Annotated in this window: 17 protein-coding genes, 1 other RNA gene and 3 pseudogenes; 14 read left to right on the forward strand and 7 right to left on the reverse strand. The window is 54.9% G+C overall.

The genetic code is table 11. The features are described from left to right. The first annotated feature begins 12 nt into the window (after positions 1–12). The 5 genes from IH404_RS24215 to IH404_RS24235 all read left to right on the forward strand — a co-directional run bounded on the left by IH404_RS24215 (position 13) and on the right by IH404_RS24235 (position 5,815). Positions 13–2,823 carry an FAD-binding and (Fe-S)-binding domain-containing protein gene (locus IH404_RS24215; protein ID WP_194439233.1) on the forward strand — a complete coding sequence of 937 codons (2,811 nt, stop codon included), beginning with the start codon at positions 13–15 and terminating at the stop codon, positions 2,821–2,823. A 136-nt stretch (positions 2,824–2,959) separates the two neighbouring features. Continuing rightward, positions 2,960–3,238: a hypothetical protein gene (locus tag IH404_RS24220; RefSeq protein WP_194439235.1), complete on the forward strand. Its 279-nt coding sequence runs from the start codon at positions 2,960–2,962 to the stop codon at positions 3,236–3,238. Between the two features lie 94 nt (positions 3,239–3,332). After that, positions 3,333–3,729: a transfer-messenger RNA gene (gene ssrA / locus IH404_RS24225) on the forward strand. A 173-nt stretch (positions 3,730–3,902) separates the two neighbouring features. Further along, positions 3,903–5,108: an integrase arm-type DNA-binding domain-containing protein gene (locus IH404_RS24230; RefSeq protein ID WP_194439237.1), complete on the forward strand. Its 1,206-nt coding sequence runs from the start codon at positions 3,903–3,905 to the stop codon at positions 5,106–5,108. A gap of 458 nt (positions 5,109–5,566) precedes the next feature. Continuing rightward, positions 5,567–5,815, forward strand: a complete 249-nt coding sequence (locus tag IH404_RS24235) for an AlpA family phage regulatory protein (RefSeq protein ID WP_094989019.1) — start codon at positions 5,567–5,569, stop codon at positions 5,813–5,815. 1,686 nt (positions 5,816–7,501) lie between these two features. Here the strand turns inward: IH404_RS24235 and IH404_RS24245 are convergent. After that, entirely contained in the window at positions 7,502–10,774 is a 3,273-nt protein-coding gene (locus IH404_RS24245; protein ID WP_194439241.1) for a DEAD/DEAH box helicase family protein, read from the reverse strand. A gap of 192 nt (positions 10,775–10,966) precedes the next feature. Further along, positions 10,967–11,605, reverse strand: coding sequence for a recombinase family protein (locus tag IH404_RS24250; protein ID WP_242462630.1), 639 nt, complete (start codon positions 11,603–11,605; stop codon positions 10,967–10,969). 226 nt (positions 11,606–11,831) lie between these two features. On the opposite strand from IH404_RS24250, the gene IH404_RS24255 reads away from it, so the two are divergent. Together IH404_RS24255 and IH404_RS24260 are read left to right on the forward strand one after the other, a co-directional pair. Further along, positions 11,832–12,800, forward strand: coding sequence for an integrase (locus IH404_RS24255; RefSeq protein ID WP_194439242.1), 969 nt, complete (start codon positions 11,832–11,834; stop codon positions 12,798–12,800). Positions 12,801–13,342: 542 nt separating this feature from the next. Next, a complete protein-coding gene (locus IH404_RS24260) occupies positions 13,343–13,708 on the forward strand; it encodes a hypothetical protein (RefSeq protein ID WP_194439244.1) in 366 nt (121 codons plus the stop codon). Positions 13,709–14,038: 330 nt separating this feature from the next. On the opposite strand, the gene mobI is transcribed toward IH404_RS24260, so the two are convergent. The 3 genes from mobI to IH404_RS24275 form a co-directional block, all read right to left on the reverse strand. Next, complete coding sequence (gene mobI, locus IH404_RS24265; protein WP_194439246.1) at positions 14,039–14,548, reverse strand: conjugative transfer protein MobI(A/C); 510 nt, start codon at positions 14,546–14,548, stop codon at positions 14,039–14,041. A gap of 695 nt (positions 14,549–15,243) precedes the next feature. Further along, the gene (locus IH404_RS24270; protein WP_032879432.1) at positions 15,244–15,552 is read right to left on the reverse strand and encodes an AzlD domain-containing protein; all 309 of its coding nucleotides are present in this window, start codon (positions 15,550–15,552) and stop codon (positions 15,244–15,246) included. Beyond that, the gene (locus tag IH404_RS24275) at positions 15,542–16,258 is read right to left on the reverse strand and encodes an AzlC family ABC transporter permease (protein ID WP_056845764.1); all 717 of its coding nucleotides are present in this window, start codon (positions 16,256–16,258) and stop codon (positions 15,542–15,544) included. The genes IH404_RS24270 and IH404_RS24275 overlap by 11 nt, the downstream gene beginning before the upstream one ends. 182 nt (positions 16,259–16,440) lie before the next feature. Here IH404_RS24275 and IH404_RS24280 point away from each other — a divergent pair, with 182 nt between their 5' ends. Continuing rightward, the gene (locus tag IH404_RS24280) at positions 16,441–17,307 is read left to right on the forward strand and encodes a LysR family transcriptional regulator (protein WP_194439248.1); all 867 of its coding nucleotides are present in this window, start codon (positions 16,441–16,443) and stop codon (positions 17,305–17,307) included. Positions 17,308–17,405: 98 nt separating this feature from the next. On the opposite strand, the gene IH404_RS24285 is transcribed toward IH404_RS24280, so the two are convergent. Beyond that, positions 17,406–18,260 (reverse strand): response regulator transcription factor, encoded by an 855-nt coding sequence (locus IH404_RS24285; RefSeq protein WP_194439249.1) that lies wholly within the window; start codon positions 18,258–18,260, stop codon positions 17,406–17,408. Between the two features lie 157 nt (positions 18,261–18,417). Between IH404_RS24285 and IH404_RS24290 the strand changes: the two genes are divergently transcribed. The 5 genes and pseudogenes from IH404_RS24290 to IH404_RS24310 all read left to right on the forward strand — a co-directional run bounded on the left by IH404_RS24290 (position 18,418) and on the right by IH404_RS24310 (position 22,371). Further along, complete coding sequence (locus IH404_RS24290; RefSeq protein ID WP_032879428.1) at positions 18,418–18,966, forward strand: GNAT family N-acetyltransferase; 549 nt, start codon at positions 18,418–18,420, stop codon at positions 18,964–18,966. Positions 18,967–19,114: 148 nt separating this feature from the next. Beyond that, positions 19,115–19,306, forward strand: a pseudogene (locus IH404_RS27920) (phosphotransferase); the annotation flags it as partial. A 422-nt stretch (positions 19,307–19,728) separates the two neighbouring features. Next, positions 19,729–20,166: a GNAT family N-acetyltransferase gene (locus IH404_RS24300; RefSeq protein WP_194439251.1), complete on the forward strand. Its 438-nt coding sequence runs from the start codon at positions 19,729–19,731 to the stop codon at positions 20,164–20,166. Between the two features lie 648 nt (positions 20,167–20,814). Continuing rightward, positions 20,815–21,612 (forward strand): bifunctional hydroxymethylpyrimidine kinase/phosphomethylpyrimidine kinase, encoded by a 798-nt coding sequence (gene thiD / locus IH404_RS24305; protein ID WP_194439253.1) that lies wholly within the window; start codon positions 20,815–20,817, stop codon positions 21,610–21,612. A 189-nt stretch (positions 21,613–21,801) separates the two neighbouring features. Then, a complete protein-coding gene (locus IH404_RS24310; RefSeq protein ID WP_194439256.1) occupies positions 21,802–22,371 on the forward strand; it encodes a GNAT family N-acetyltransferase in 570 nt (189 codons plus the stop codon). Between the two features lie 213 nt (positions 22,372–22,584). Here the strand turns inward: IH404_RS24310 and IH404_RS24315 are convergent. Then, positions 22,585–22,914 (reverse strand): annotated as a pseudogene (locus IH404_RS24315) (CmlB family chloramphenicol efflux MFS transporter); the annotation flags it as partial. Positions 22,915–22,990: 76 nt separating this feature from the next. Between IH404_RS24315 and IH404_RS24320 the strand changes: the two are divergent. After that, positions 22,991–23,481: pseudogene (locus IH404_RS24320) on the forward strand (transposase); the annotation flags it as partial. Positions 23,482–23,574: the final 93 nt, after the last annotated feature.

The raw sequence follows: 23,574 nt of genomic DNA on the forward strand, positions 1-23,574 counted from the left end.
TCTGGAGGACCGATGAGCCTGCCTGCTGCTTTTCTCAGCGACGTCGCACAACTGATCCCGCAAGATCGCCGCTTCGACGATCCACTTTCCACCCTCGCCTTCGGCACCGACGCCAGCTTCTACCGATTGATCCCACAGCTGGTGATCCGCGTGGAGTCAGAAGACGAAGTCGTCGCACTGCTGCAACTGGCCCAGCGCGATCACGTGCCGGTGACCTTCCGGGCCGCGGGCACCAGCCTGTCCGGCCAGGCGATCAGCGACTCGGTGCTGATTGTGCTCGGTGACAATTGGAACCACCGCGAAATTCGCGGGCAAGGCACACAGATCCGCCTGCAACCCGGTGTCATCGGCGCCCAGGCCAACGCCTGGCTCGCGCCGTTCGGGCGCAAGATCGGCCCGGACCCGGCGTCGATCAACGCCTGCAAAATTGGCGGCATCGTTGCCAACAATGCCAGCGGCATGTGTTGCGGTACGGCGCAAAACACCTATCACACCCTGGCGGGCATTCGTCTGGTATTGGCCGATGGCAGCCACCTGGACACCGAAGATGCCGCCAGCGTGCAAGCCTTCCGCCAAACACACAGTGCACTGCTTGAGCGCCTGGCCACGTTGGGCCGCGAGACGCGGGCAAACGCTGAACTGGCTGCGAAGATTCGCCACAAATACCGTCTGAAAAACACCACCGGCCTGTCACTCAACGCCCTGGTGGATTTCGACGACCCGCTGGATATCCTCAGCCACCTGCTGGTCGGCTCCGAGGGCACCCTGGGGTTTATCAGTGCGGTCACCTACGACACGGTGATCGATCACCCAAACAAAGCCTCGGCGCTGATCGTGTTCCCGGATGTCGAGACATGCTGCAACGCAGTAACGGTGCTGAAAACCCAGCCGGTTTCAGCCGTTGAACTGCTGGACCGACGCAGCATGCGCTCGGTACAAGACAAACCGGGTATGCCCGCATTCGTACAACACTTATCGGAAAATGCCTGCGCACTGCTGATCGAATCCCGCGCGGCCTCGCCGTCATTACTGCACGAACAACTAACGCTGATCATGGCCTCTCTGGCGGCGTTTCCCGTAGAAAAACAGGTCGACTTTACCGAAGACCCCGTGGAAAACGCCCGCCTGTGGGCGATCCGCAAAGACACCTTCCCCGCCGTAGGCGCCGTGCGCAAAACCGGCACCACCGTGATCATCGAGGACGTCACCTTCCCCGTCGAACAACTGGCGATCGGCGTAAACCGCCTGATCGAACTGTTCGACAAACATCACTACGACGAAGCCATCCTTTTCGGACACGCCTTGGAAGGCAATCTGCACTTTGTGTTCACCCAGGGCTTCAACAGCAGCGAAGAAGTCGCACGCTATCAAGCGTTCATGGACGACGTCGCGCAACTGGTGGCGGTGGAATTCGGTGGCTCGCTGAAGGCCGAGCACGGCACTGGTCGCAATATGGCGCCGTTCGTTGAACTGGAATGGGGCAGCGACGCCTATCAATTGATGTGGCAACTCAAGCGCCTGCTCGACCCCAACGGCATCCTCAACCCGGATGTGGTGCTCAGCGCAGACCCGCAAATCCACCTCAAACACCTCAAGCCCCTGCCCGCCGCCGATGAGCTTGTGGACAAGTGCATCGAGTGTGGCTTCTGCGAACCCGTGTGCCCCTCAAAAGGCCTGACCCTGAGCCCGCGCCAGCGCATTGTGATCTGGCGCGACATCCAGGCCAAACGCCGCGCAGGCGTAGACACCACCGAACTGGAAGCGGCCTACCACTATCAAGGCATCGACACCTGCGCCGCCACCGGGCTATGCGCCCAACGCTGCCCTGTAGGCATCAATACCGGCGACCTGGTGAAAAAGCTGCGCAGCTGCGATGCCGACCGTACGAAAACCGCCGAATGGCTCGCCAGCCATTTCGCCACCGCACTGCAAGGCGCGCGCTTCACCCTGCACGTCGCCAATGGTGCACGCATGTTATTGGGTGCCCCGCGCCTGACAAAGTGGTCGGCCACCGTGAACAGACTGTCCAAAGGGCAAATCCCGCAGTGGACCAATGCCATGCCACAGCCGGAAAAAGCCATTCGCTTCAGCCCGCCAGTTACAGATGAGCGCCCGCGGGTGGTCTACCTGGCCGCCTGCGTCTCACGCGCCATGGGCCCGGCAGCCGGTGATAAAGAACAGATGTCGCTGTATGACAAAACCCGCAACCTCCTGGAAAAAGCCGGTTACCAGGTCGTATTCCCCGACAATCAAGACAACCTGTGCTGCGGCCAGCCCTTCGCCTCCAAAGGCTATGCCGAGCAGGCCGAACACAAGCGCCAGGAACTGATCGGCGCCCTGCTCCACGCCAGCCGAGGCGGCCTCGACCCGATCTATTGCGACACCAGCCCCTGCACCCTGCGCCTGGTACAAGACCTCGGCGAAACCCGCCTGGACCTCTACGACCCGGTACGCTTTATCCGCACCCACCTGCTGGACCGCCTCGACTTCACGCCGCAGGAAGCCCCCATCGCCGTACACGTCACGTGCAGCACCCAGCAGCTGGGCGAAAGCCAGGCCCTGATCGAACTGGCCCGGCGCTGTGCAAAAACCGTCGTCATCCCCGAAGGCATTCACTGCTGTGGCTTTGCCGGCGACAAAGGCTTCACCACCCCGCAACTCAACGCCCACGCCCTGCGCTCGCTCAAGGACGCCGTGCAACATTGCAGCGAAGGCATCTCCACCAGCCGCACCTGCGAGATCGGCCTGAGCCAGCATGGCGGCATCGACTATCACGGCCTGGTCTACCTGGTAGACCGCGTCACCCGCGCCCGCGCCCACTGACCGCGCAAAAAAAACGAACCCTGACGTACCGGCGCAGTCATCTGCATAGGCCTCGACAAACGAGGCCCATCAGTGATGTCGCTGGCAGAGGTTGCACGCCAGCAGCGTCGAGCCCTTTTGCGCAAGGAGACACCCTATGAAGCGTTCCGCTCTTGCTGGCTTGTTCATGACCGCTGCGATGCTCGCCTCCCCTGCTTTCGCCGCTGGCGAACCTGACCTGTGCAAGATCAACCTGGACAAAATCAACAACGGCAAAGCCTTGCTGTCCACCGACACCAGCGGCAAAAGTGGCGAAATAGACACCGCCGTCTCCCAAGCCAAGGCAGCCCACGCCGCAGGTGATGACAAGAAGTGCATCGAAATCACCTCCAAGGCCCTGCAAGACCTGCAGAACAGCGAGAAAGGCGGCCAGTAAGCGATAGGGCCAACCTTCGGGTTGGCCTTCGCCAAGCTTTTGGCGTACACTGCACAGGCTTGTCACTCACTAAGAAACAACGAGTTACAAGCACGGGGCCGTTTAGGATTCGACGCCGGTCGCGAAACTTTAGGTGCATGCCGAGTTGGTAACAGAACTCGTAAATCCACTGTTGCAACTTCTTATAGTTGCCAATGACGAAAACTACGGCCAGGAATTCGCTCTCGCTGCGTAAGCAGCCTTAGCCCTGAGCTTCTGGTACCTTCGGGTCCAGCAATCACCAGGGGATGTCTGTAAACCCAAAGTGATTGTCATATAGAACAGAATCGCCGTGCAGTACGTTGTGGACGAAGCGGCTAAAACTTACACAACTCGCCCAAAGCACCCTGCCCTTCGGGTCGCTGAGGGTTAACTTAATAGAAACGGCTACGCATGTAGTACCGACAGCGGAGTACTGGCGGACGGGGGTTCAAATCCCCCCGGCTCCACCATTTAGTCTTCCCAGGAAGACCCAGAAAAGCCGTAAAGCCTAGATAAATCAAAGCTTTACGGCTTTTTTATTGCCCGCGTTTTCCCACCTAATCCCAGGGCATCCCACGGTTGACGGGGGCACATATGGGGGCATAAAACGCTCATCAGCTCGCTCGGAGAGGATGTGCCCCCAATGCCCCTGAAAGACACCAACTGCCGTAACGCCAAGCCCCAGGACAAGCCATACCGCCTGTACGACGAACAAGGTTTGTACCTTGAAGTGCAGCCCAACGGAGGCCGTTACTGGCGCTTGAAGTACCGCTTTCTGGGAAAGGAAAAGCGCCTGGCGCTTGGTGTTTATCCTGAGGTCGGCCTGCAGGAGGCCCGGCGCAAGCGTGATGACGCTCGTGTTCAGCTTGCCGGCGGCCAAGACCCTTCGCTGCAACGGCGTATGGCCAAGGTGGTCAGCCAGCTTGATCACCAGCACACCTTTGAGTCGGTTGCCACGCAGTGGCTGAGTATTCGCGAGTCATCCTGGGATCCGGAGTACACCCGCACGGTGCGGCAGCGCCTTGAGCTCAATGCCTACCCCTGGCTGGGAAAACTCCCGATCAGCAGCATCAGCACGCCCATGCTGGTCGAAAACCTGCAGCGCATCATCAAGCGCGGCGCTCGCGAGACGGCGCGTCGTGTTGCCCAGATCTACAAACAGATTTTCGAGTTCGCCGAAGCTGCCGGCATCACCCCACCCAACCAGATCGGGAATCTCGCGCGCACTCTCCCAGCCAAGCGGGTGAAACACTTTGCTGCCGTGACCGACCCTGAAAAGCTCGGCGCTCTGCTTAAAGCACTGGATAGCTATAGCGGAACGATGCCTGTTTGTTGTGCGTTAAAACTGGCTCCGTTGCTGTTCTGCCGACCCGGAGACCTTCGACACATGGAATGGTCGGAGGTCAATCTGGATGCTGGCGAATGGCTGATTCCCGGCCACAAGATGAAAGGGCTCACTGTCACCAAACAGGATCGCCCGGATCATTTGGTTCCCCTAAGCCAGCAAGCAATCGCTGTTCTGCGCGAGCTGAAACCACTCACCGGCAGACATCGGTACGCCTTCCCCTCGGCACGAGGAGGCGACCGGCCGATGTCCAACAATGCCGTACTCAGTGCGTTACGCCGCATGGACATCAGCGGCGACGAAATGACTGGGCACGGCTTTCGTGCGACAGCGAGAACCATAGGTGCTGAGGTGTTGGGGTTTCGCCCCGATCTCTTGGAGCATCAGCTTGCTCACACGGTAAAAAATCCACTGGGGCGCGCATACGACCGAACATCATTTCTGCCTGAGCGCCGCGACATGATGCAGCGCTGGTCAGATTACCTAGATGCCCTCAAGGCCTGAGCTCACAACTTGGGCTTGCAATACCAATCTCCGCTCGGTAAAAATCTGGCATTCCCTGGACGCTCCTAGGACTCCGTGGGATCGTCACGCTGCTCCGGTTACGGCGTTAAAAATCCGAAGTCCATCTGCTGTTAGCAAATGGACTTCCCAGCTGCCTCATCGGGGTATCTGTAGCATCTTGCAAGGCCTATCGCGCCTATGCATCTGCAGCAACGCTGCTAAAAACGTGCGGACTCCTATTCCGTACCAGCAGGGTCTCTCCTCTCCCCCACGCCAACGACTCAGCTCCAGCTGTCATCCATCAGCTGTCGCCGACAATAAAACTCGGAAGCCCTTTGCATGACGGCCTGGCTAACGCCATCTGCATTGCAGCAGGAAAAGTCCGAGCGCCATCCCCACACATATGCGTATTGCAGCACCTGAGGATCGCTGCAATGCCACCGCTTGAGCATTGATAAATGTCAGCACGCACTATTACAACTAGCTCTGAGGAGCCGCGTTTCCTTCGCCTGCCCGAGGTTGAGCTCGCGGTCGGGAAAAAGCGATCCACAATCTATCGCGACATAGCAGCGGGAAAATTCCCTGCTCCATATGATCTAGGCAGCAGCAGATCGGTTGGCTGGCTCAGCACGGAGATATCTGCCTGGATCCTGAGCCGCCCGCGTGTGCAGCTCCGCGCCTCTATTTCGACGGAGTGGGAGCAATGAGCAACGAAATAATGCGCGCCATCTGGAAACTCCACGGGATTCCCGCCACTACCAAATTCGTGTTCATCTCACTGGGCGACCAGGCAGATAAAAACGGGCGTTGCTGGCCATCTGTACGTCACACAGCTACACGTACGGGCCTCTCTGAGCGAACCGTTCAGAACGCGATTGCGTGGTTGGTAGATGCGGGGCTAGTCACCAGAAAACTCCGACATGGCCGCTCCTCAATGCTGAGCGTGCACCCTGCAGGATATTCACCACGCAGCACTAACGACTACGCAGCTGAGGACAAACCAGCTGCCAATCCTCTCACCCGCCCCACGCAGGCAGTGCACCCGCAACCCGCAGCAGCTTCACTCATAACCCCCATAGAACCATCAGGTAACCCCCAAACAGCTACAGCGCCCTCCGTCACGGCAATACAGGAGAACACCAATACGACAGTAGCCAGACCCGGGCCGAGATCCACAAATAGCAAAACCTATCTCACCTGGCGTCAGTACGCTGAGGCCTATATCGGGCGCTATGGGGTGTGGCCTGTCTGGAATGGCAAAGCGGCTGGGCAGATTAGTCACCTGATCGACCGACTTGGCCCCGATGAGGCCCCACCAGTCGCTGCGTTCTACATCGCGATCAATGACGCACGGATTCTGAACAACTGCCACAGCCTGAGCGACCTGCTAGCACGAGCGGAGTCCTACCGAACCCAGTGGGCAACTGGGCAGCAGATAAATTCGACTACAGCTAGGCAAATGGAGGCAACCCAGGCAAACCTCAATTCAGCGGAGATGGCCAGCCGTATATTCCAAGGGGGAGATCAAAATGCTTTCCTCTGAACAGCAAGCAGCGCTGGCATCCGCCATCTGCGCAACCGCTGAGGCGCTTGGTCAGACGATCAGCCCGACTGCCGCGAGAATTTTCGCTCAGGATCTCGTCAAATATCCTGCCGAGGAAATTCGAAGTGCTCTGCTCGCGTGCCGCCGCACATTGACGGGTAGACTGACTCTTGCGGCAATACAACAACAGCTCTACGAACTGGACGGTAGGCCTGAGCCGAACGAGGCATGGGCAATAGCTGTGACAGCGGCGGATGAGGACAACAGCGTTGTCCTCACAGAGGAAGTTCTGCTCGCACTGGGTGCAGCCCGCCCAGTGCTCAACGCAGGGGATGCGGTAGGTGCGAGAATGGCGTTCCTGAACGCCTATCAACGCCTAGTAGCTGACAGCCGCAGTCAGGTAGCTCCTGTCAAATGGCTACTCAGTCAAGGACACGCCGCAGATCGTAGACAGACGGCCGTCTCAGATGCTGTGCGTCTAGGACGCATAAGGCCAGCGATAGCCAGCCGTTTGGCTCTGCAGCTAGCGCACACCCCGGAGCCAGGAGGATCGCTTATGGGCCCTAATACGGCGTCAGAGTCATCACAATCACTACCGCCCAACCACGAGGTCAGAAAACGCCTGGAGTCTCTTCTCAAAATACTGAAGCGGCCTAAATCGCTATCAGTTGCTCCGTGATAGTGCCCGCTCTCCCAACAAACGGGAGGGTAAGTGTCTTGAAGGGTTTGGGGTAAGACGCGTTTTGGCGCATGGCGATTCTTGCGATAAGGCTAATGGTGTCCACGTCATTTCTGTTGGATACCATTGCCTTATTGCAGGGGATACTGAAGGTGGGATTGCGGACGGCTACTACTCACTGCATACAATGTCCATATCACACCCTATCGTCTCCTTGAGGTACGCCACAGCAGCTGCCAGCACAAGATTTTGATCAGCGGTACGACTACCCGCAGATAGGCCCGGTTGAACAATGAGAATTTCGGCCTCAATGGGCTTGAAGCGCGCTGCCTTAATCAAATCATTTAGCCTCACCCCATTACCAGCAAGGTAGCGCGTTGGACGGCTTAGAGAGCGCAACCGATCCTCGCGCCCTTGCATGTGCTTGCCGAGCTCAGAAAAGCGCCATTTCCACTTGGCTGACCTAATCGCTTGGGAACAGACCTCCACGACATCCTTCACGCGCTCGCCGGCGGTATCTCCTCCGGAATATTTGCAGTGAATCAGCGCAAGTCGGATACGATCCGACTCCTCCTTGAGACAGACAAGATCCGCAGCCTCACCGGCGCCGTCGTCGTCGAAGACGATATCGAAATCACCCTGAATGAAATGTTGTGCAGCTTTCCACTGGATTGCATCAGCGCGCGCAATACCGTCCTTCCAGTACGATTCTTTTGTTATGTCGACCCCTGCCCAGTCCCAAGCCTCGAATCGCTCTTCTCCGATTTCAAGATGCCTGGGGTCTTTGGGCTCGATCAGCATATTGCCGTCCAGCTCGCTTAGGTCAACAAACCGCACTAGCGGTGGGTATGAGCTCAGGTATTGGCTGAGCGTTCCTGACGTTCTCCCGATGGTAAGCTCGATTGCGTCACCGCTTGTCTGTGCGACGACGAAGCCTGCCTCTCCACCTACCGTTAAGGTGAACTCGGCAAATTGGCCGTTCTCGTCACAGCTCAGAGCGAACCTCATGCTGTCCCCTTGCACATCAAGATATTTCAGATCGACGAACGTGATAGGAAGGCCGTTTGGTAATGCCGGCGCGGTAAGTACGACCCTGTCTTCTGCAATACCCATAATTTCGGCCGGCCACTCGACCGCAAGTACCCGCCTGTCGCTTGGAAAGGCTGTCACATCTTTTGGAATGAGGACGTTTGCAATGATGTCATCGACAACGATGCTGTCATCGAGAAGTTTGGCACCAGCCGCCGCGCACCAACGAACAAATGCGGGTATGGAACCTTGCTCCCTCGACCAGACCCGCCCTTTATACGAGCAGCCAACAGAAACGCGCTCCCCATTTTCCCAACCGGTGCCACTAACATTGTTCTTAACGGAGCCGCTACGTTCGGCAACACCGAGTGCGATCGCGACGTCGGCCCCTGTGTACATCGCGTAGCTGAGATTACGTCGCCCGTGTTTTTTGACCCCCATATTCTGGAACACAAGGCGGTTTATATGGCCGAGTATTCGAAACATCTGCTCGCCTTGGATCAGATCAGCTTGCCCTGTGACCTGCTCCGCTAGATCGGGGAACAGCGAGCTGTGATCAGTTGAGGAAAGGAAAAGCAATTCGAGTTCCGGATTGTGGTGCAGGACAAAGAGTGTCCACTCACGATCAAGTACACCTTTGGTATTCGTCCAGCGAACCTTGCTTTCAGCACGGGTCACGAAGTAAAGCGTACGCATTTCCCGGTTTAGCCAGACCCCTTCAATGTGAAGATGTTGAGAAAGTCCGTGATGAAAGCGCTCTGGGAAAAACTGTTGGGCCCTGTAAGTTGCCGTACTGAAGACCGGACGAAGCAATTGGGGCGACAGCGATATCTGGGAGTCGCCTTCCTCATCCAGACGTTCGGATGCTTGCAAGAACGCGATCAATTCCCGGTGCTCCCGAACTGCATTGGAGCTAAGCTCGCTCAGCACCTGGTTCCAGTCGGCGTCTTCGCTGTACAGGCGCTCCAGTGAGTGGGCAACGTCCTGGTCGCCAATGTTGGCCACTACCGTCGCCTCACCGATGTCACTCCCCGCCACACGGGTGAACCGCCCGATGAACTGCAGCATGATCGCCAAACTTCGATGACTGTCATGGAGCGCAGCCACTTTGAGCTGAGGCAGATCAAACCCTTCGCCCAACATGTCGACGCAAATCACTACCCTAGACGTCCCTGATCGCAGGTCGGCCAGCCGCGCTTCAGTGTCGCTGATTTTTGAATGAATCAGGATTGGCCGCAACTCAGGCGCGAGCTGTTGGTAAAGACGCTCTACGAAGGTCGCACGGGCGATACTACTGCATCGAGCCATGAGCAGATGATTAAGTCCTGCGTCCAAGTCACGTCGCAGCTTAGCTAACGCTGCCACGGCGATAGCCTGGTCCGCCTGGGTACCACCGCTTGGTTGGTGTACAGGTTCAAAATGTATTGGTTTGAAGTAATCGTCGCGCTGCGCGGCGGCAAGGGGATAGTTGAAAATCACTTTCCCGTCGACGAGTTCGCCATCCCTCCGAAAAGGCGTCGCGGTAAACTGCAAGATGGGCAGCGAGTGAAAGGCTGCTCTCAGCCCACTCCAGGTTTTGGCAGGGACGTGGTGGGCTTCATCCAGTATCAGCGATTTACACCGCTGGGCAATCCCAGCAGCGAGCGGACTATCGGCTTCCACTGCCAGTGAACTGATGGTGGAAACCACCACGTTGCATTGGGTGAATATGTCCAAATCCGCTAGTGTCTTGGGCTTGGACGTGATTAGCCCGACTACCGGATTCATGACGCAGTTTGGCAACACTCCCAAAGCGCGAAGTAGCCCCAGACTCTGAAACTTGTTTGCAGTTTGCTGGCGTAGGAGATCCCAAGGAACGACCACAAGGGTGGGCGATTTACCGTACGCCGTCAGCGTAGCCAGCATAGTTTCTGTTTTGCCCGTGCCGGTAGGCATAACAATCGTTGCGGGCTGTATATCAAGGCTCCAGTGGGCCCCGATAGCAAAGAGCGCGCCCAACTGAGGCGGTCGCAGCCCCTCCTGTCCAATTGGCACTTGACCATTGGAGTCGCGTCGTTCAGCTCGATATGAAAGTTGACTCTGCCAGCTCTCCACCGCGTCAGAGGCGACAGCGGCCCAACTGGATTCGAGAATTCTGGCCTTGAGGTCGATGAGGAGACGATGAGTCCTCCAGACGGCTTTGCCCTCCCGTAGCTGAATGATCCCATCCACGCCGTCGGGCAAAGCGACATTGGGCCGGTCTGTCAGTAGGACACGGCTACCACATTCGAGTAACCACAAGCGTTCCCTGACACGAGGCGAGACATTCACCAAGGTCTCATTGACGACGCGAGTAGTGATGGCTGGCTGTAGCTGATGCCGAATCTTTCCTATAGAACAGCGTTGCTCATAAACCACTGGTGGGAGCACAACCATCAGAATCCTCCTTGAATTACCTTTAGCTGGGTGCTGCATAGGGGAAGATTGTAAGCCAGACGGCCTAATGATGGCGCAGCTGACGAATATTCGTATTGATAAGGCTCACTACGCCATCTTGAACAGATAATGCAGACTTTGCCCAAGATAAGGAGCCGTTGGCACCCGACTCATAGTTTGCTTGTCGACACATCAATACAATGACGGGCTGCCACCTGCGGCAGTCGAAGAACTTACCCCACTGTCCGGGATGGGTTGGCCACTACAAGATGATTTCGACGAACCGACGTAGCGGTAAAGCGTTGTTCGAGAAACGCCATACCGTCGAGCTACATCGGTTACCTGTATCTCAGGATCTCTGAGAAGAGCTCGTATCTCACGTACCTGACGATCATCCAGCACAGGCTTGCGCCCACCTTTTCTCCCACGGGCACGAGCCGCAGCCAGTCCTGCACGGGTTCGCTCTCGAATGAGGTTGCGCTCGAACTCAGCCAGGGCAGCGAATACATGAAATATCAGCTTGCCGGCAGCGCTGGTGGTTTCAATTCGTTCGGTTATGGACTCGAAGGCCACCCCTTCCCGCTCCAAGCTACTGACAATCTCAACCAAGTCAGGCAAAGAACGACCGAGGCGGTCCAGTCGCCAAGCAACCAGAGTGTCACCACTACGCAGAGCTTTGAGGCAATGTTCCAGCTCCGGCCTATCCTCTGACTTCCCGCTCATGGTCTCTTCGTAAACCACGGAGCACCCAGCCAGGGCAAGTGCATCTCGCTGCAGGTCGAGATTCTGATCATCAGTCGAAACTCGGGCGTACCCAATCCGCTGTCCCATACGTTTTTCTCACACTGATTTCGGTACGGGAAAAATGACAGGAAAGTGGTGAATCCCAAGCCCAAAAGATCATCTGGAATAGGTGTGCCATAAACGACCGTTTAAGGGACGGACGGGCTCGTCAATTTCAGGCGCTGAAAGCGACCGAAAACGAAGCCCAGGATATTTTTTCTCGCTCAACATCTCCTTTCGCAGCTCAGCACCTGAGCTGAATGGAGAAATGACCATGAAGCAGAGTTTCCACTCACATTTTGATCGGGACTTGACCAGAGCCGGCTCGGCGATTCTCAGGGAGGCGGTCCGACGCGGTCTTCTCAGTCAGCACGAGGCCATGATCCACGACCAGCAATGGGCGCAGTTTAGTGTTTATGCCAACGAGTCTCATGAGGTAGACATCCTGGAGTTCGTCAATAAAAAATTGGTGAGGGATTATGGGGAAGAGCTCTATGTCCAGGCATACCAAGGAAATATCCCGCTGCAAAGCGTGTCTGGCCTGCTTGAGACTGTACATTCAGTGATGGGCTTCGCAACTAATGGGCGCTGGAAAGGCGCAGCGGCTAACGTCGGTAGCCGTCTTGGCTTTCCAAGCCATGCACGGATTACTGTACCGCGCAGCCTTGACCGAACTAAGTTTGAAGCCGCGATGGTGGATATTCATGCTCTCTACTCAGAGCAGCTAGCAACATTAATCAGGTCAGTTCGATACCTCGGCATGTCATTGCTTGAGGCTTTTTTCTTCGACGCAGAAGACGCTCACAAGGACGCCGAAGAAGAAAACATCTTTTATGTGTTCAGCAAAGATAAAGATGAGCATCGGATCATTAATATCTCTGCCCCTGAGCAAATTGTAATTTTGGAGAAGGCCGCGGCATTTCAAAAACTTCAGGGCAGCAGTCACGCGACACCAGCAGCTTGGCGCACATGGAAATTAAAGAACCTACCTGCAGCGCAAGAGCTTTTACTTTCTCACGGACTAAACATTGATGATTGTCGCGCGGCATATGCCTGCGAGCTCTACCGGCGATTATCTGGTCACCACGCCCCGATTCTTGAGGGAAAAGCTCCCCACGTTGAGGATCTGGAGGCTCGGAATCACGTCGCCTACGAGCTCGGGAATATGCGTACCTGGGAAACTGATGCGTACGTCGGTGCCCGAGCCGACCTGCGGAAGGAAGCCGCTGCTATCAGTCGCTAAGCCATCGCACAGCAGATTTGGGATTAGATCAGACGCCCTTAACCTTGGCAGACCTCGAATCAAAGGAGTCAGGGTATGGATCGCTTTGAGTTGCTTGTATATGCAGTGCTTGCCGTCATCAGTGTGCTGACTGTCGCAGGTGCCATTGGCTATATGGTCGCAGCGTATCTGGACAAGAAGCACGGCGACAATTGAGCCTTCAGCGGAGCGACCAGATACCTGCAAAAAACTGTCCGCTGCCCATTGGCAGCGGGCGCTTCCCGAATCCATCGGCAAGGCACCCTACCGCTGCGATACGCATTACTTTCCCAAGCCTATGAGGTCATGGGATGACTTCAGAAGGGCTGTCAATTTCCGCAGCCTATCGAAAGTTACCGGAGCGCCGAAGCGTATAGATCAGCAACATGCACGCCCTCCATGTGGCGAGCTAGCTTGCCCAGTGCGCTAAAACCCGTGCACCAACTCGCAGGCAACATCTGATCTTGGGTTTTCCGAAAGCTACCGGAGAGTGTCTAGCGACCTCACCTATCTGGAACACAAGCATGGAATTTCGTCCCCTCGGTAACGGGCTGTACTTCCCACCTATTGCACCAAACGGTCGTGTTTACGCTGTACCTCTTGGGCAGGAAACCCAGGTAGAAATTTTCTGCCTGACCCCAGTAGGCGTCATGGGCGCGGGCATCCTATCGCACTGGTCAGAAATCGTTGGTTTTTACTACGACGACGAATCATGGGAAATCATCCCGCGCAATTACTCGGGACGAGGAATGCGCTTCCGCAGAGACCTATCCTGCATCATGGTGATCGCAGGCAACGAGGCTCTTACGACCCACATCCAGGGCTACTCAATCCCCAACTGCGTAATGAACCGCATTGCATTCGAACAGCAGCGAGGCAGTAAGGGGTAGCGCGTTACCGTCACCACCCGCTGCGCGACACAGGTACCAGCTGGACCGGCACCTACCAATGTTTATTTTATGAAAGTGAAGCCTTTCACCACTAATACAGATCAAAGCTGGCCGGCTGACTTGGTCGTAAGCGTCACTGCTAATAGCAAACACGGCCACCGCCCCCGCCTGCATAGGCCTGGCGGCCGACAGCGAGTAGATTTAGCGCCCTACACTGCTTATAGCCCGAACCCGTCGCCTTCCCTGATCAAGCGCAGCAATATATCTTGCCGTAGTTAACTGCTGATACGAGAAAGCCCCGCCAGACCAAGCTGCACGGGGCTTCGGGATTTACAATCGGGTCAAATCTGTTCGGCACTGCTTATAGGTACTCAACCGCGACCCTCCCGAATAGAGGTCGCCATGATTAAGCGCTTGGTATCTAGACAGCTTCTTCTCATAAGCGACCAACGTCCGACGTAGCTGACGATTCTCGCTCGCAACTCTGCGAATCTCAGCAAGCCGCCCCTCAACTTGCAGAACGAGGTGCCGGTATGGGTATTCAACAAACTCAAACGAGGAAGCCGGGTATTTATGTTTGCCATTCCCCTTGGCAATAGTCAGGGGCGCGAATTTGTTTTTTTGTCCCTGCAGCGGCACCAGTTTGCACCAGTAGATCGAATACGCATTCGGGCTCACCTGCTTGATTGATACGCCGGCCACAACAGATTTGACCCCGGTCTTTTTGTACAGTTTCATGGACGCATCCACATAGCTTGCTACCAAGCATCTCGCGTCCGCAAGCAGCTGCTCGTACTGCTGATCCAGCAGGGTGACTATCGTTTGTGCTTCTTTACTCATGGCCAAGGCTCTCCTCGCTGTAAGAGCCAAAATGGTGACCGATCTCTGAGCACCTGGAATTCGATTTCAGACCGTTCTACCGTCGGAAATCTACCGAAAGTGGGTAGTCTGGCTCAGGCTGTCACCCTACCTCGCGCCAGATGATCAACGGTTGACGACATGTCAGTCGCAGAAAAACATAACGTGCAAAGGATGCACAATAGATGACGACGGCAGCCTTGACCCTGAGCGGAACAAGATCAACATGTTAGAAGCACATGATAGCGAGCGCGCGCGTATCCCTGCCTGTCTTAACTGGCCGGTTTTTGCCAGTTAAGACAGGCAGAAATCGGCCGATTCTGTTGAAAACAGTCGGCCATCGTTTCCACGGTAGAAAAGTACGTGTCTGAGCTTGAAATCTTTGCTTTGAGCAGAGGGTTTCGAGTTCAGATTTCGCGTAGATCCGCGCAAAAAAGGCATTTTCAGCAGTCAGTACATACGCAGCCTGGAAGGACCGACTTTTTCAACACAATCGGCCAAAAGGAGCCAGTCAAAGGCGTCTAGGAAATCAGGGGCGATTCATCCATCGGACTGGCAATAGCCCCACCCACGCGAGCGACGCGTCCCGGCACCATCCCTCCGGCCGCCAAACCTGTTCTAAAACTTTTTATTTAGCCTCGACCAATAGCGGATGCTCCGGAAACCAATCAACGAATTCACAGTTGCCGAACCAAGGCGGCTGCGACGATGCCAGCAGCAATAGCTGGCAAAGGCTTTTTGATAATTAGCATGACGACTGCTGTTGTAAGAAGAGCCCACCGTGCACCGTTATCACCTGCAATTGCCAAGGGTGCAAGCAGTGCCACCAAAACAGACCCCGACATAGCGCTGATAAATAGTTGCACGCGGTAGTTGATGGGTACGAAAGACATTACGAAAACGCCGCCCCAGCGCGTTGCGAGAGTGACCACTGCCATTAACAACACAATGATCAGGGTGCCGTAATCTGTGGTTTCAATGTTCATTTTTTTTCTCTATCCACACTGCACCTAACACACCGCCCGCCAGGGCTCCGACTACCACATGACTGTTTTCAGGCAGACACCAATACGCCCAAAGCGAGGAACATGCAGCGACAATCCAGATAATCAACATACGCAGGCTTTTCTGCCCGCCGACAACCATGGCGAGCAGGAAGCACCCCATCACCATGTCCAGCCCCCAACTGACCGGATCATGAATCGCGCTACCGAAATAGATGCCCATCCAACTTCCCAGCGACCATGACGACCAAAGCGCAATACCTCCACCGAACAGAAGACCTAGTCCTGGCTCACCGCGGCTAAATGCTTGCATCGACATTGCCCAGTTCGCATCGGACACAACCAGCATCACCCCATAGCGTTTCGCGCGAGGCAGTTCGCGTAGCCACGGATACAGAGTGGCGCCCATCAAAAGGTGCCTAGCGTTGATGGCAAATACAGTGATGATGAGAGGAATCAGGGGCACGTGCTCACCCCACAATTTAAGCACCGCAAACTGCGCGGCCCCGGCAAATACCAACGTGCTCATGGCAACAATTGAAATTTCGCCAAGCCCCGTCTGCACTGCAGCAAGACCAAAGGCCACCCCAAAAACAACGACAAAGGAAGAGATGGGCAACAACGTTTTGAAGCCCTCCCAGACGTCGGTGGATTCAAGTCTAGATAACAACCTTTCTGCCGATGACAAAACATAACCTCCGTTGTGCGTGGCGTGCGCGCAATACCCGAGCAAGCACACAGGATGTGCTGAAGCCTTTTCTATAGCCTTCCTGGTATCAGCACTCTGCGAGTACTATCGTCCGGACCTAAAAGCCCGAAAAGCGCATAATCCTCATAAGTCGTATCCGCTAATCGAATACAGAGTTCTCTATGAATCCGCAGAATCTTCAGATTGATTGGCTCAAATGTCTCATCGCGGTTGTCGATACCGGCTCACTTTCCAACGCGGCACCAGAGGTTTATCGCTCCCAATCGGCAGTGAGCATGCAACTCAAAAAGCTTGAAGCCGCGGTCGGTCGGCAATTATTAGTGCGAAACGCCCACCACCTTCATCTGACATCCGATGGCCAGGTCTTTCTTGGGTATGCACGGCGGATACTGGACCTGCACGCAGATGCCCAGGCAGCTTTTAGCAAGAACGAACTGGCCGGGCGAATTCGCCTGGGAGTTCCGGACGACTATGCAGCCAAGTACCTGACGCCTGTGCTCAAGCGTTTTGCGCCCCGCCATGGCGCAGTTGAGATTGAACTCGATTGCGAGCAATCCACTTCACTGATCCCCCGAGTGGAAAAAGGTGATCTCGACCTAGCGCTGATATCACGAGACCACTCTCGACGAGGAACCTTGTTGTTCCATGAACCAATGGTCTGGGTGGGATCACCGCAGTTCGATATATGGAGGCGCGATCCACTCCCTATCGCGACATACGAGGAGACCAGTCTAGCCAGGCGCAGCGCTATCAACTCCTTGGCTTTGCAAGGGCGTCAGTACAAGGTGATTTACAATAGTTCAAGCCTGGCTGGCCAATTGGCTGCAGTTGAAAGCGGCTTGGCCGTCGCCGTTTTGACTCGATGCAGTGCACCAGATCATCTTGAAATTCTAGGCGCCGAACACGGGCTCGGCCCGCTTGAGCCGATGGAAGTCTCCGTCTATCGCAGTCGTGCCTCGTTGGCGTCCAAGCCGGTCGATAGTCTGTACAGCATGCTGATCAAGACGCTGAGAATCTCGGCAACTTGAATATTTGGACACTAGCCGTTGAACAGATAGGCGATAGCAAGCAGGTTCTGCTGCGGTGCATGGTTAGTGCGCCTTCCCTCCGCTATTTCGACCGCAGGTCAGTCCTGCCCGCCCTCCTCCCTCTTGTGCTTACGGTAACGGGAGAGCGAAATCCCCGTTTGGCGCTTGAAGTAGCGACACAAGTAAGATGCGTCGGCGAAGTTCAGTTCGTCGGCCACACGGCCAATAGCCAAGTCACTGTATGAAAGGAGAGCCTTGATTTCCAAGGTTACCTGCCGATCGATCAGGCCCTTGGGGGTGTCATTGAAAAACGCTTTGGTCAACTGCGACAGGTAGAACGGCGTGATACTCAGTGCGTCGGCGTAGAACTTCACATCTCGGTGGCGGATGCAGTGTTTGCCTATCAATTCCCAGAAGCGCCAACTGAGCATTTCCTTCCTGCTGAATCCCTTGGTCTCTATTTGGTTGGCTGGAAGTTGCTCGGCTATTTTCAAAAAGAGGTTCTGCAGTTGATTGCGCAACATGATGCGTTGGTAGGTGGGGCAGGTCTGCGCAATGTTCCGCATCTGCGTCACCCACCCCTCTATCAGCGGCATGTCGTCCTTGGATGGGACGCAATGAGGATGGTCATGCAGAAATACGAACAAGGTATTTGGCAGTGGGTAGGCAACCTCCGCCGCAAAGTTTTTCGGCATAAGGCAGAAAAACACCTTGAAGCGGCGCGAGCGACGTTTGAGCAAGGCAATCGTGTCTTCAGCCAGCAGCATCACACCACCGCGCCTGACCGCATGCTCTTTGAAGTTTAGAGTGAAGTGGGCACTACCGCAGAGGCATACCAGCAGCGTCAAGTAAGCATGACCGAAGGAGAGCGGTAAACCTAGCCCTTGCGCGAGCGTGGTTTCTCCCATCCGCATCGAATCGTCAGGAACAAGAAGTTTCGGAATGTGATGCATAGTGCCCCAGCTCTACAACAACCAAAGGCCACCATCGTATCACCGCTTGGCGCGATTGTTTCTAAAAGTACCGAAGAAGCCGAGGTACTGGCGTGTACCGATGATCTGTCTCCCAATACTCTATCTCGAACGCACCAATCCACTACGAGTACAGGATATGACACTTGTAACAGAACGACTCTCGCTGCGCCCCTGGCTGGACACAGACGCCGCCGATCTATACGAATATGCCAAAGATGCCCGAGTCGGTCCCATCGCTGGCTGGCCCCCGCACACAAGTGTGGAGAACAGTGCCGACATCATCCGCACAGTCTTCAATCACCCAGAGGTGTACGCGGTCGAATTGAAGGAAAATCGCCGTGCTGTTGGTTGTGTGGGCATTCTCATAGGTAGCAACAGCAATTTTGAAATCAGTGAGCAGGAAGGGGAAATAGCCTACTGGATCGGCGTGCCTTACTGGGGCAAAGGCCTGATTCCGGAAGCAGTGCGTGAAGTGATGCGACACGCTTTTGAAAACCTGAACCTCAAAGCACTTTGGTGTGGTTACTTCGCCGACAACATCCAATCCCATGCTGCTCAATCGAAGTGTGGCTTTCGCTTTCATCACACCGAAGAAAACAAATATAACCAGTTCCTCGAAGACTATCGGACAGAACACATCAGCCGCATCACCTACCAAGAATGGCTGGAACATACGAAAGAGTAAGGGCGCAAAGTAAACATACCGGCATGAGGAGGCAGCGACCGGCGGACGCAGTCTGGTTACAATGTATACCGCACGAACGCCGGAGAGGGGTGCAAACCTTACTTGGGGCTGTACGGAGAACTAGCCGGATTTCCCTTCCGCCGTAGCACTGCCGCGAACTACAACAGCTCATGGCGACCTATGTGACACCAATGTTTTCGTTGACGCCCATGACCAGTTGCATTTCATCGATCTGGGGCGGGGCGGTATCGCGGATCGCTGGCTGGACATCGCGTTTGCTCATCGAAACCTGCGCGAAGATATTTCGGACAATGCAGCAAACAACTTTCTTCGGGGGCTTGGCGAGCCCGACCAGTCTGCGAAGCGTGTGTATTTCGAGCAGTTGATCGATCTGGACACCTGGATTGTCGACTCCACCGCGGTAAACGCAACCCGAGCCTCTTCCGGCGCCGGGAAACTGTCACCGGTGGCTTGACGCTGGTTTTCTCTGCTGGCCTTTAGTGTTAAAGGCCACACTCCATTTGTTTCAGAAACGCCGCCCCCCTACAGAATTCACAAACACATAAGAGCGACGTCCTTCAGGGTGGAAGTTATTTCATAGTCTGTCCCCTCGAACAAACTTTCACAAAGCATTTCTTGATAGCTCCAGCCAATTACCATTCAATACTTCCAGCAGTCAGTCGCAACTCAGGCGTTCTACACCCCAATAAACACCCATAACAGTAAATTGAGCCCGATCATCACCAAAATGCAGGATACTCTATGGAAATCTCACTCACCCAAATAACGCAACAAAACTATGAGGCAATTTGCGAGCTGGAGGTCACTGAAGAGCAGGAGGACTACGTGTCCAGTAATACTTGGTCGCTCGTTGAGGCTGCATACAACCCGGGTTACTTCACACGCGCCATCATTGCAAATGAAGAGCCAGTAGGCTTTTTTATGTGGGTGCAGGAATCCGAAGAAAAAGTCTCTATCTGGCGCTTTATGGTGGACAAAGAACATCAGCAGAAATCCATCGGTAGAGTAGCGCTGGGTCTCGCCCTACGTGAAATAAAACAGATCAAAGACTTGAAAGAAATTGAAATTTGCTATAACCCCAACAACGTCGTAGCTAAAGGGTTTTATTCCAGTTTCGGGTTTGTCGAGGTTGGCATGGATGCAGACGGCGAAGATATGCTGGCGAGGATCATAATTTGAACTTCACCAAATACAACCCGAGCTGCACAATAGCTCTAATTACCTTCAACTCTCCCTGAATTCAGAAGTGCGAGCCTTCTGGCATCGTTTGCAGGCTATTGTCGTCCTTAACAATGCCCCGATATCTTCAAATTTTAAAATCAGCTGCGGCGCAAGTCGAGGCCGCAGCTGTTAGGCGATCGGGCCGCCCGGCTTGCAACTTGCGCATCGCCCTGGTCTTTACTCCATTGTGCAGCCTGGAGGATCATATGAGAATCTCGGAATCCGTGCTCTTTGGGGCGAATAGTTCGCGAGTAACGAGAGGTCCTTCAAAGCACAAGAAAAATTCGGACTCCTCAATCAACTCACTGAAGAAATAAATTCGAATAAATTCTTGGAGATTACAGAACCGAGCATATCAGTCGAATGACCAAGGAAGAATGACTTGCACTGGAAGTAACCACTACTCAACCGACTATGGCATTAAATTAAAGCCGTGATAGTCGCTCCTTAGGACCTGCTTGGGGCGGAGGAATATGCAAAGTGCACACGGATACTCCGAAGCCATACTCATTCTCCCTCGACACACGGGACTCTTCAAAGCGGATTTTCTGCAGAAGATGCGCCCGACGCTGCGAGGATAAAAGCATTAGCGGAGGAGGAAACTCAATGATTCCCAACGTTCTGAGCATCGCGGGTACGGACCCAACCGGCGGCGCAGGCATTCAAGCTGACTTGAAGACGTTTTCTGCGCTTGGCGCCTACGGAATGAGCGTAATAACTGCAGTTGTGTCGCAGAACACGCAAGGAGTTCGTAGCTTCGTTGCACTGGAGCCAGAATTCGTAGCCGACCAAATCGAGGCTGTGTTCGACGACGTGCGGGTGGACGCGGTCAAAATCGGCATGATTGCCAACGCAGCCATTGCCGACGCGATCGCTACCCGACTAGAGCGACATGCTAACTGCCCCATAGTCTTGGATCCCGTCATGGTCGCCACCAGTGGACACCGCCTGCTTCCTCCAGATGCAGTTTCTATCGTTCGTGAACGGCTGATTCCACTTTGCACGTTGATCACCCCCAACTTGCTCGAAGCAGGCGACCTACTCGACTCACCCCACCCCACATCTATAGAAGAGATGCATACGACGTTGGAGGGGCTTCATCAGTTGGGTTCAAGCTGGGTATTACTCAAGGGCGGCCATTTAGACGGTCAACACAGTATTGATCTACTCCACGGTAATGGAGAAACCTGCACCTTGGCCGCACCGCGAGTGCTTACATGCAATTCACATGGTACCGGCTGCACTCTATCTGCTGCGATCACGGCGTTTCTACCATCAATGGATATGATGTGCGCAGTGAAACTGGCAAAGAATTACCTAACGCATGCACTGGCGGCAGCCGACCGGTTGCAAATTGGGACCGGCCATGGGCCAGTTCATCACTTCCATGCAATTTGGAAGTAGATGGTTCCGTAGCCCAGATAGCTCGGTAGCACACTCCTACCCGCATAGCAGTGATACATAACGCCCGTATACACTCTACTGCCACCAGGAGTTCACTTGAGATAGCTCTTTGGCCGACTCGCTCACCTGATCGGCCGATTCGAATGGCGCTAAGAGTCATGTGTAGCCCAATTGTCGCGAGAAGTAGAAATGATCGAGCAAAATAAATTTGTTAAAACCCTTGAGAAAGACTTTACAACAGCCGTCCCTATCTCTGATGGAGTAGTGACTATCCGGCTTATGTCCAATCTCGATGCAGATGCCTATGCAACCGGAGCAGACGACGCTCTAGTCAAGCGTTTCGCTCACCTTCCGCTGGGAAAATATACACCACAGGTTGTTCGCGACATGATCCGAGGCGTAATCGCGGACGGGTTGCGCGATAGAACACTGGCAGTTTTAGCGATCGCCGACACACGATCAGACTCCTTTCTTGGGAGTTTAGTAATCTTTGATATAAAGAAGGATGAAGCAGAGATTGGCTATTGGGTTGCACCTACGCATAGAGGTCATGGTGTATCCAGGCGAGCTCTCATTCTGAGCACAGAGATTGCGCGCATTTTGGGTTTAAAAAAACTGCGCGCTCGCACTGTTAGAGAAAACCCTGCATCAGAGAAAAGCCTTATCAAAGCTGGATTCTCTCAAGTCAGCGAGCCAAAGCTTGAGGAAACACCATCTGGAAAACTTGAGATGGGCATATGTTATTGCCTTGAAGTATGAAATATCAGCCAACCCACCGAAGTCTGTGTGCGTGATCAACTGCCGCGTACGACTCCAGACTGAACCCCATGCCGTAATCCAGCATCGCGTAGCGCGCCAGCATCATGCGCTGCCCTCGGCTCTCGGCCAGCCCCTGTTTGGCGAGCAAGTGAGCGCGCTGCTGCATTGCCTACTTGGCCTCGCCACCTCATCATCGAGTGCGAATCCGCACTCAAGGTCGCCCAGGAAAAAGTAGACTGCCGTTGCGACCCCGGCGATATGATCGAAACCTTGAAACGCACCATTAGGTGTCACCGAGACGGCAGTTGCGATACCAACCCCCGCGAGCCACATTGGGGGAATAAAGCCCAGTACCGAAGTCGGCACCAGAACTTCGCCCACGCAGTGCAAGAGCGCTCCTGCCAGCAGACACCCCATTCCCATCCGCAGCGTGTTCAGGATTCCCCAGCAGGTAATCAGTCGCTTCATGATTCTTGCGGTAGCCATCATCGCGAAAGCTACTGTCGCAAATAGCAAGCTGAACTGAAGCTGTTACAACGGTCGCGGTAGGGACGGCAGTTACCTGCCGCCCCCCCGCACAGATCCGTACATGCGGAACTACCGCATACGGCTCCTGCCTCGGGTAACCAAGCACGCATTGCACTCGATTGGCGGCTAGTAAGAAGCTGAACGCCAGACGCGAGACTTGAGCGATGAGGATCGCTGGCGAATACGTCAGGAAAAGGCGGCACCGATATCAAAACGCTGCATGACTGGATGTTGGCCCAGCGCGATCTGGTGCCCAATGGATCAGCGACGGTCAAGGCCCTGGACTACAGCCTTAAACGCTGCACGGCGCTGACGCGCTACTTGGACGACGGGGCTGCGCGCATCGACAACAATCTAGTAGAGAATCAGATCCGACCGTGGGCACTTGGGCGCTCGAACTGGTTGTTTACCGATTCGCTACACAGTGGTAGATGGGCAGCTGCGAGCATGAGCTTGATCCAGGCTGTGCGCATCAATGGGCACGATCCGTACACCTAACTAAAGGACGTTCTAACTCGTTTACCAACGCAACGAGCAAGTGAGATAGGCCATCTGCTGCCATATCAGTGGACTCTTGCCTAACTTGCGGAGGTCAGTTAAGCAGACGCTTACATTGGCTGGTCGATGCCACCGCCGGTGTTCAATCGTTTTCCTCTGCGATTGATGGGGGATCAC

It is taken from the genome of Pseudomonas sp. OST1909 (genome assembly GCF_015277575.1).
Taxonomy (GTDB): domain Bacteria; phylum Pseudomonadota; class Gammaproteobacteria; order Pseudomonadales; family Pseudomonadaceae; genus Aquipseudomonas; species Aquipseudomonas synxantha_A.